Raw genomic sequence first — 9080 nt, forward strand, 5'->3', positions numbered from 1 at the left:
TGAGTCGAGAGTCGACGGAGCACGACGGCCCGACCTGTGGATCGGGCCAAACCGAGATCACACGATGATAATCGAGGTCATGGCGGAATTGACGCCTCCGGCCGACCTTTTCATCTTCCACGTGATGGAGGCTCGGAGGAAGACATTGGATATTGCAGAGAGGAATGCGAAATGAGCACGAGCGAGAAGGACGACGATCTTCGCGGAGAGCAGCTGAGTGCCTGGGCTGAGAGCCTCGACGGCATCCCCGTCGACTCGGTCGTCATCCGCGGCAATGGTGAAGACTCGGGGAGAGCTCTACTCGAAGCCGCGCTCGGTTCGTCCGAGGCTGTCGATAGAGCCATTGGTCGTCCGAATCTCAGCGGTCTTTCGGGTCGCGGCAAATCGCCAGTGCGTCAGGTGCGGCTCCCGGTCGCCCTCGATCGGGCGCTTGTCCAGCGCGCAAACGTGGAACACCGCAAGCCCAGTGAAATCGTGCGCGAGGCCCTCGTGGCCTACCTCGGCAAGGCGTCATAGCTGACCCAGCCGATCACGACCCGGTGCCGTGAGCGAGCTACTTCCAGGTCGTAGCGGCTCTGCAGATTCATCCAGAACCGGTCTGAGGTCCCCAGCGCGCGAGCCAGTCTCAATGCTGCGTCTGGACTGATCGCGCGCTTGCCGTGCACGACTTCGTCGATGCGGTGGGCCGGTACCGAGATGCGTTGTGCGAACCGGCTCTGGGTGATGCCGTGAGGGTTTAGGAACTCCTCGAGCAGGATCTCGCCTGGGTGAATCGGGCCGTGTGCGGTGCTCATGGTCTGTCCTCTCTGGAGCGAAGCGGCCACCAGACATGCCTCGTCTCTGCTTGCCCGAGGAATCTGGCCGTCAGCGCGCAGCTGGAGTCAACGCAGAAACCCACGCAGAGTGCGTGGGTTTCTCGAATCGGCGCTCTGAGAGCTATTTCATCTCCGCCACCGGGCTCGACATTATCAGACTATTCATCACTTTTTTGAGATCGGAACAACGCTCCTTAAGAGGAACTGCAGGACGCTCGAGCACGGTGGTTTGCACTCATGCTCCAGATGGCGGATGCGCTTCGAGGTTCTCCTCGGTTGTCAGGGACTGAAAGAGGAGTTGGCGAGCGATCGTAGGCACCGGCAGGCTTCGATGAGCCGCCAATTCGTTGAGTTCTGCAAGCTCACTGTCGTTCAGGCGGATCTGAACTGTTCTGGCTCGGTCGTGGCTGCGGCTGACCATCACATCCGCTCGCGCCGGTGGGGTGAGCGCAGATTCAGCGGCTTCAGCAGCATTGCCCTCAGCGGCCAAAGTGTCTTCGAGTTTCTTGGTCACACCTGTCCCTCTCTGTAGATCGTCTGATCGCGAGTTTTTGTCAGCCACGCATGCCGCTGGTGGTCCCCTCTGCCAATATCGATTCCGAAAATTGATTCTATTTCAAATAAAGCCCGTCGAAGCCCCGAGAGATGGCCGCGCCGGGCCGAAGATTCCGCCCCGCCAGATCGGCGAAATGGTCGACCAGCCGCTCAAGCGCTTTCAGTGGTCTCCGGATGCTGCGCGCCGCCGTCTGCGCGACGAGCTCGCCGACGTGCTGACCTACTGCCTGCTGCTCGCCGACCGCATCGGCGCCGACCTGGCGCAGTTCGTCGGCGACAGCTTGAATTCAGCCGCCAGAGGTGCCCAATCGAAAAGTTCCGGGCGGGCTTCACCCGGTACGACGCCCTTCGACGTCACCAGTTTCGACCTCATGAGAGCTGGACACCTGAGCCCTGCCCAGGGCATATGCCCTCACGATGCCGAGGTTGGCCCGATCGATAGCCGCTTGATTTCTTGCGTGGCCCAGTCTTGATGCCCAATGTTTTGCGGCAGCGTAACGACCTTGCCGAACATCTCGATCAATGGACGCAAGTCCAACTGGTCAGAACCGGCTCGCGCGGCCGCGTGATTCTCTTCGCCATGCACCGGACGCCAATCCAGCTGCCATCCGGCACGTAACGCGATTCGATTCCAGAACACGCGTTGTGTGCGACCGTTGCCCTCTCTGAAAGGGTGGATCAACGCGACATCCAGAATCAACCAGCACCTGGCGTCGACAGACAAGGCCCACCTCACAACCGTCCGCGTCATCGTCGACGAGACCTTCAACAAGTCGGTCTGCCTCGACCTCGAATCGTTTTTGATCCGGATGCTCGCCGGCGACGGCGCGTACAGCGTGCTCAACCGCAACGACGGCATCACCGAGTCGGCCTACTACGACCGCGACCGCTACCAGGAGACCTTCGAGCAGGTCTTCGACCGCCTCAAAGACGATGGCGTCTTCACCCGCACCATCCCCGAGATCGAGAACAGCGACCTCTTCAAGCTGTCCCCGTTCAAGGCGCTCACCCAAGACCAGGCCATAGCCGTCGAGGGGATCCTCGAGGGACTCTTCGAAGACCTCGAAACGAGAGCCTCCAGCACCGGCACCAGCACCGGCACCAGCACCACGGTCGTGCAGGGCGAGCCGGGCACCGGCAAGACCGTCGTCGCGATCTACCTCATGAAGATGCTCGTCGACATCCAGGCCGCGCCTCCCGCCGAGGACTTCGACCGCGACACGATGTTCGCCGAGTTCTTCGCCGGCGGCTACCCGCAGCTGCTCGATGGGCTCAGGATCGGACTCGTCGTTCCCCAGCAGTCGCTCCGCAAGTCGATCCAGAAGGTCTTCCGTAAGACGCCCGGACTCCGCGCCGACATGGTGATGACCGCCTTCGAGGCGGGGGAGAGCGACGAGCACTTCGACCTCCTGCTCGTCGACGAATCGCACCGCCTCAACCAGCGCGCCAACCAGGCGTCCGCTGCGCAGAACACGAAGTTCCGCACCATCACAGAGAAGCTCTTCGGCCACGACGACACCTCGAAGACCCAGCTCGACTGGATCCGAGCCAAGAGCACCCACCAGATCCTGTTTCTGGATGCGGCCCAGAGCGTGCGCCCCGCCGACCTCCCGACGCACGTTCTCGACGACCTCGTCACAGGCGCCCGCCAGCACGAACGGCTCTACCCTCTCGTCTCGCAGCTGCGCGTCAACGCAGGCGCGGACTACGTCGGCTACGTGAGACAGCTCCTCGGAGCATCCACCGACCACCCGCTCGCGGCGCCGCTGCGGCCCCAGACGTTCGACGACTACGACTTCCGTCTGTTCGACAGCCTCGCCGAGATGCAGCAGCAGATCAGGGCCCGGGATGCCGAGGTCGGCCTCTCCCGCCTCGTCGCCGGCTACGCATGGCCGTGGAAGACCAAGAACGACAAGGACGCCTTCGACATCGAGATCGACGGCATCCGCCTGCGCTGGAACAGCACCCAGACCGACTGGATCGCCTCACCCAACGCCCTCGAAGAGGTCGGCTCGATCCACACCGTGCAGGGCTACGACCTCAACTACGCCGGAATCATCATCGGCCCCGACCTCAGCTACGACCCCGCCCGCGGCACCCTCATCGTCAACCGCGACTCCTACTTCGACACGAAAGGCAAGGAGAACAACCCCCGCCTCGGCAAAACCTACGCCGACGACAACCTCCTCCGCTTCGTCAGCAACATCTACGCCGTGCTCCTCACCCGCGGCATCAAGGGCACCTACGTCTACGTCAGCGACCCGGCGCTGCGCGCGCACCTGGCGCAATACATCCCGACCGCCGCGTTGGCTCCGGCGCTGACCAGAAGCGACGAGTACTTCGAGCGATCGGCGCCACGCTTCCCGCAGTAGCGCGGGCCGCACCGCACCGGGCGGGCTCCATTAGGGTGGGCACAAACCACAGGGGAGTCGTTTCATGACGGTCAGAGAGAACACCGCGCTTCGGGCATTCGAGATTCTGAAGGTGCTCGCTGAGTCTCCTGACGGCCGCGGTACCCGATCGGGTATCTGGCAAACCATCATCGAGCGCGTGCCTCTTCTGCCTGAAGAAGCTGAGCGCACGAGCCCCGGGCGGAACATCCGCGGGATGACAAACTACACCTTCGCCAGCGATCACTTGGTGAACGCCGAGTACCTCGTGAAGGTACAACGGGGCGTCTGGGAGATCACGCCGGCGGGGCGGGCTGCGCTGGATGCCGCGGCGGCAGATCCTACGTCCCTTTACGCCGAAGCAACCCGCCTGTCTCGCATCGAGCAGTTACGACGTGGCGAAGAGCTCGATGAAGCCCTGCAGAGCACAATCGTGCCACCCGACGATAGGGCTCGGGCTATTCGTGCCGCGGCCCGGTTGTTCACGGAGAGGGGCCTCCGCGACCTCGACTCCGTGTTCGTACCCGGCCGACAGGCATGGAGAGCCGACGTCATCAAGGAACTGGCCGAAGGCTTCAGAGATCAGCCCGTCGTCGTCGGCAGCGGTTACGCCGACAAGCTTCTAGTGCAGTTGCGCGACGTCAGTGACGACGCGAAACTGCTCATGGCCGAGATCGTCGCGTGGCATGTTCTGCCGCTAGAGAAGCCCGGCGAGATCAAGAAGCGAGCCCGCATCCAGCAGATCATCCAGACGATGAACGATCCCGTTATCATCCCGGCCGACATCGACCAGGCTCTGAAGAGTTGGTCGTTCGATGCTGGACGGGGAATCGGCGCTGAGATCGACCGCGGGCTCGCGATGATCGTGAACGGCCTGCAACTCTGGATCGACTTGGATGCGGATGATCGTCAAGAGGCGCTCGACAACCCGTGGGCCTGGCGGGACTTCGTCACGAGCATCCCGGGAACCCCGTTCCCCACCCAACGCAACGAGTTGCTCTACCTCGTGCACCCGGAATCCTTCGGGGAAGTCGTCGCGCCCGAGCATCGACTCGCCATCCGCAACACCTTCATCGGCGAGATCGGGGAGAGTGCGACCGGCGATCTTGACCAGGATCTTCGTCTGCTGACGATCGCGTTGCAAGTGAAGGAGCATGGGCCGGCGCTTTATTATCGCGAGCCGCTCCGCGAGATATGGAGCAGGTCGGAGCCTCCAGAACCGAAGCCCGACCCTCTCCCCGACGAGGGCGAACGCGACGGCAGCGAAGAGCGTTCGGCTTTTCCGCGGTCGGGCGCTGCCCTCGCGGCCACCCTCCATATCGCCGAACCTTGGCTCGACCGGGTGCTCGGTCTCATCGAACGACGACGGCAGGTCATCCTCTACGGCCCGCCCGGCACCGGCAAGACCTTTCTGGCGCAGGCTCTCGCCGAGCACGTGACGAAAACAACCACCGGCGATTACCGCATCGTGCAGTTCCACCCGACGTATTCATACGAGGACTTCTTCGAGGGCTTCCGCCCAGTCGTCGGGGCAGACGGCCAGCAACTCGGGTTCGGCCTCCGAAAGGGGCCCCTCCGGCGATTGGCCGACGGCGCAGCGGCCAACCCGGAAGCTAACTACTTTCTTGTGATCGACGAAATCAACCGCGGTAACCTCGCCAAGATCTTCGGCGAGCTCTATTACCTGCTTGAATACCGCGACCGCGAGATCTCGCTGCTCTACAGCGATGAACCGTTCACCCTGCCAGCCAACATCTTCTTCATCGGCACCATGAACACAGCCGACCGTTCGATCGCGATGCTCGACGCCGCGATGCGCCGGAGGTTCGCCTTCATCGAACTGCACCCCGACACGGATCCGGTTCGCGGCCTCCTTGGCGAATGGATGCTCGCCCAGCCTTTCACCGACGACCGTTCCGAGCTCTTGGTCGAACTGAATCGCACCATCGCGGACTACGACGCCAAAATCGGTCCATCGTTTTTGATGCGTGACCTGCAGCACGACGGCATCGAGTCCGTGTGGACGTACGAGATCCTCCCGTTGCTCGCCGAACATCACTATGCCGACGGCACCGACGTGGAGAAGGCGTACGGTGTGCCGGCCCTTCGCCGGGCGCTTGCGCGAGCTCGCACAGAAATCGCCGATGGAGCGTCTTGACCTGGCGGAGGGCAGCCGGCTTCTCTCCGTTCCTCTGTCGCATGCAGTGGCGGCCGAGCTGACAAGACTCGACGTGGCGACGATCGTCCCGAGCCGCGAATCGGGATCTTTCGACCTGAGTAATATCCGGAAGGTCGGCGCCGTTGTCGTCGACGGCACGATCATTCGGATACGCCCGAAGACGCCCGTGCGACGTCTCTTCGCCCTGCTCGGTTATTCGAGACGACTCGATGATCTGTGGCGAAGCGATGACATCGCATTCGACGCAGAACACGATCTCTACAGCACCATTGCGCAGTCGTTCGCTCGGGCTCTTGCCACGGCCCTCGGAGGGGGAGTGCTTCGCGGCTACGTCACACGCGACGAGGCCCTCCCGCTCGTTCGTGGCCGATGGCGGATCACCGATCAGATCACCCGGCGCGCTGGCCAGGCCCTGCCTGTAGAAGTCACCTATGACGATTTCGTGGAGGACATCCTTGAGAACCGCATCGTGAAGTCGGCAACACTTCGCCTGCTGCGCTACCCCGAGATTCGCGGCGCGACCGAGCTGTCGCTGCGGCGAAGCCTGCGCCTCCTCGATGAAGTGACGCCGCTTCCCGCGGGCGTCGCCCTGCCAACCGTGCGCGTCGGACGATCGAACCAGCGCTATGGCAACGCACTCGACCTCGCGCGCCTTGTACTTTCGAATTCCTCACTCGAGCACCGGGAGGGTAGCTCCATTGGGAGCGGTTTTCTTGTCGATCTCTGGACGGTCTTCGAAGACTTCGTGGGAGCCGAGCTGGTCGGCGCTCTTTCTGCGATCGGAGGTGTCGCCGACCTCCAGCACAAGGATGTTCTCGACCGCGCGTCGCGCATCCGTATCGCCCCCGACCTCGTGTGGGTGGTAAGCGGGGCGGTCGCCGCGTGCATCGACCTGAAGTACAAGATCGAGCACCACGGCGCCTACCCGAACGCCGACCTCTATCAATTGGTCGCCTACTGCACCCGGTATGGCCTGAACGTCGGTCACCTGGTTTATGCGTCAGGCGAGGCCGAGCCCCGCCGAATCGACATCATCAATGGCCCCACGATCTACCAGCACGCCCTCGATCTCGACCTGCCCCACGCCGAGCTGGTCGCCCAAGTGCATGCGCTCGCCGCCGTCATCGCCTACGACGCCCGATTACCTGACGTGTCTTCTGCCTCTGCGGGCTAGTTATCTACATTGCGGGTCGGGCGCAGATGTGCCCCGCGCCACTCGTCTTCATTGCCAGCGCTCTCCGCTATTGCATCGGCCAGCACTGTTTTTGCGGCTGTCGCATCATCTGAAAGACGATCGCTGACAGCCGGGAGGTCGACACTGATCGTCTCCCAGATGATGTCGTAGTCGGTAGCCAAATAGTTGTGCGACAGGCGGTTACGGAGGCCCCGGAGATACCGCGCGCCGTCGACGCCGAAGTAGCTCTCGCGGCGATCAGCATCGATTGCCTCGGTGGCTTGGAACACCCGCTCGATGACCCGCTCGGCGGCGAATCGAACTCGCCAATCGCTGCGGAAGGCTGCTTCGTCGAGGCGAAGCTCCAGCGCCGTCGCGATCTCGTCGTTGAGTGCGAGGATGGCCTCCGCCTCGGCTGGTGTCACAGTGGGACGGTTTCGCGCAGTATCGAGCTTCCGATTCCGGTCTTCGCGGCGCGCGTTCGTACAACCTGGTGGTCGACGACATCGACCGTAAGCCCGGTCAGGTCGGCCAGGGCATCCGAAATCCGTATGACATCGCGCCGACGACCGGGCTCGAACTCGACGATGAGGTCAAGGTCTGACCCGACATGATCATCGCCGCGAGCCGTAGACCCGAACACTCCCGCCTCGATGACACCGAAATCACTTAGTGTCGAGCGAATGACGTCACGGAGATCGTCGAGTACAGCACTGGGGGTTCTGCCACCCATCCTCGTCCACCTCCAATGATTCGGGATCTGAGCCAAGGATAGTTCAGAACCCGGTCGCCAACGGTGAACATATATGACAGAACCGGGTGCCCAGCAGCTTCGCGCTCAAAGCTGAACGCGACCGTAGCAGGTCCATGGTCTGCGTTCTCACGGAACTGTTAGAGGCGCGCCAGCAGCTCTGCTTTCTTCGCGGCGAACTCTCCATCGGTGAGAATCCCCGCGTCCCGCAACGATGCGAGCTTGTGCAACTGATCTGCGACGTCGATCTCGGCCTCTGGGGTGGCTTCGACCTTAGGCGTGGGCTGCGATCTAGAGGGGAATCGATCTTTTACAAGACCCGAGACCAGATCGAACGTCTTGTCCGCAATGGTGGGCTGCACTTCCTCGGTGACCGAGCGTGAGGCGGACGAGGACGAGGACGAGGGCGCAGGTTCAGCGTCGGGCATCCGTCGGCTGGCCAGCACGAGCTCAAGGTGGGTGAAGAGTGCATCCGGCAGCTTCAGAAGCGACTGCTTGCTGTCAGCCCAATCGATCCGCACGTTGTGGTCGGGTTTCTTCGAATCGAAAGCAGCACCGACCGCTGCAGATGCGGCTCTCCCGAAACGGCCTGGCAGGGCTACTCCCGCCGCAGCCTTGCCCATTGCCGTGAGGGCGCTGTCTTTGGCTTCCACCGGAATCTCCTGCCACGACTCCACCGTCTCGAGAGTCAACCTGCGGCCTTTGATTCCGGTCTGAACAACCAGATCACTTCCGAACGTCGCCGTTGTCACGTTCGCGTCCATATACGCGCCACCAATAACACGCCCAAAAGAACTCATGTGAGCACTCTATTGGCTCACAACGTTGGCAAACGGACCCAGTTCGCTGCGTCTACCTTGCCGAGAAAAAGCTCTGGTGTGCAGATCATTCATAAAACGCCCGGACTCAACGCCGATATGGTGATGACCGCGTTCGAGGCGGGGGAGAGCGACGAGCACTTCGACCTCCTGCTCGTCGACGAATCGCACCGCCTCAACCAGCGCGCCAACCAGGCGTCCGCTACCCAGAACACGAAGTTCCGCACCATCACAGAGAAGCTCTTCGGCCACGACGACACCTCGAAGACCCGGGTCTGCCCAGAGTTCGGTTGTCATCTGATCTGTGAGATTTGATTCTCGCTGGAAGGATGTCAGTTATGGCAAAGGCATATCCGAAAGAGTTCCGTGATGACGTCGTGGCGGTGGCCCGGAAGGGC

The 9080-nt window shown here is 62.3% G+C and carries 12 protein-coding genes; 6 read left to right on the forward strand and 6 right to left on the reverse strand.

What is annotated here, in order from left to right; all coding sequences use genetic code 11:
- Positions 1–171: 171 nt before the first annotated feature.
- Positions 172–516, forward strand: a complete 345-nt coding sequence (locus B7R21_RS07585) for a hypothetical protein (protein WP_116282633.1) — start codon at positions 172–174, stop codon at positions 514–516.
- Here B7R21_RS07585 and B7R21_RS07590 read toward each other — a convergent pair.
- Together B7R21_RS07590 and B7R21_RS07595 are read right to left on the reverse strand one after the other, a co-directional pair.
- Positions 495–794, reverse strand: coding sequence for a HigA family addiction module antitoxin (locus tag B7R21_RS07590; protein ID WP_116282634.1), 300 nt, complete (start codon positions 792–794; stop codon positions 495–497). The two genes, B7R21_RS07585 and B7R21_RS07590, sit on opposite strands and share 22 nt — an antisense overlap.
- 256 nt (positions 795–1050) lie before the next feature.
- Positions 1051–1329, reverse strand: a complete 279-nt coding sequence (locus tag B7R21_RS07595; RefSeq protein WP_116282635.1) for a CopG family transcriptional regulator — start codon at positions 1327–1329, stop codon at positions 1051–1053.
- Positions 1330–1504: 175 nt separating this feature from the next.
- Here B7R21_RS07595 and B7R21_RS07600 point away from each other — a divergent pair, with 175 nt between their 5' ends.
- Positions 1505–1843: a MazG-like family protein gene (locus B7R21_RS07600; protein ID WP_116282636.1), complete on the forward strand. Its 339-nt coding sequence runs from the start codon at positions 1505–1507 to the stop codon at positions 1841–1843.
- Here B7R21_RS07600 and B7R21_RS20935 read toward each other — a convergent pair.
- Complete coding sequence (locus tag B7R21_RS20935) at positions 1783–2121, reverse strand: Fic family protein (RefSeq protein WP_367379392.1); 339 nt, start codon at positions 2119–2121, stop codon at positions 1783–1785. The two genes, B7R21_RS07600 and B7R21_RS20935, sit on opposite strands and share 61 nt — an antisense overlap.
- Here B7R21_RS20935 and B7R21_RS07605 point away from each other — a divergent pair.
- From B7R21_RS07605 to B7R21_RS07615, 3 genes are all read left to right on the forward strand, one after another.
- Complete coding sequence (locus tag B7R21_RS07605) at positions 2027–3742, forward strand: DNA/RNA helicase domain-containing protein (protein ID WP_253259693.1); 1716 nt, start codon at positions 2027–2029, stop codon at positions 3740–3742. The two genes, B7R21_RS20935 and B7R21_RS07605, sit on opposite strands and share 95 nt — an antisense overlap.
- Before the next feature lie 64 nt (positions 3743–3806).
- A complete protein-coding gene (locus tag B7R21_RS07610; RefSeq protein ID WP_116282638.1) occupies positions 3807–5918 on the forward strand; it encodes an AAA family ATPase in 2112 nt (703 codons plus the stop codon).
- Entirely contained in the window at positions 5905–7113 is a 1209-nt protein-coding gene (locus B7R21_RS07615; protein ID WP_172592092.1) for an McrC family protein, read from the forward strand. Before B7R21_RS07610 ends, B7R21_RS07615 begins: the two co-directional genes overlap by 14 nt.
- Here the strand turns inward: B7R21_RS07615 and B7R21_RS07620 are convergent.
- From B7R21_RS07620 to B7R21_RS20615, 3 genes are all read right to left on the reverse strand, one after another.
- Positions 7110–7538 carry a HepT-like ribonuclease domain-containing protein gene (locus B7R21_RS07620; RefSeq protein ID WP_116282640.1) on the reverse strand — a complete coding sequence of 143 codons (429 nt, stop codon included), beginning with the start codon at positions 7536–7538 and terminating at the stop codon, positions 7110–7112. The two genes, B7R21_RS07615 and B7R21_RS07620, sit on opposite strands and share 4 nt — an antisense overlap.
- Positions 7535–7846, reverse strand: coding sequence for a nucleotidyltransferase family protein (locus B7R21_RS20940; RefSeq protein WP_116282641.1), 312 nt, complete (start codon positions 7844–7846; stop codon positions 7535–7537). The genes B7R21_RS07620 and B7R21_RS20940 overlap by 4 nt, the downstream gene beginning before the upstream one ends.
- A 158-nt stretch (positions 7847–8004) precedes the next feature.
- The gene (locus B7R21_RS20615; protein ID WP_116282642.1) at positions 8005–8664 is read right to left on the reverse strand and encodes an SHOCT domain-containing protein; all 660 of its coding nucleotides are present in this window, start codon (positions 8662–8664) and stop codon (positions 8005–8007) included.
- A 78-nt stretch (positions 8665–8742) separates the two neighbouring features.
- Here B7R21_RS20615 and B7R21_RS07635 point away from each other — a divergent pair, with 78 nt between their 5' ends.
- Positions 8743–8997: a hypothetical protein gene (locus B7R21_RS07635; protein WP_116282643.1), complete on the forward strand. Its 255-nt coding sequence runs from the start codon at positions 8743–8745 to the stop codon at positions 8995–8997.
- Positions 8998–9080 lie beyond the last annotated feature (83 nt).

The organism is Subtercola boreus, assembly GCF_003399625.1.
GTDB classification, from domain to species: Bacteria; Actinomycetota; Actinomycetes; order Actinomycetales; family Microbacteriaceae; genus Subtercola; species Subtercola boreus_C.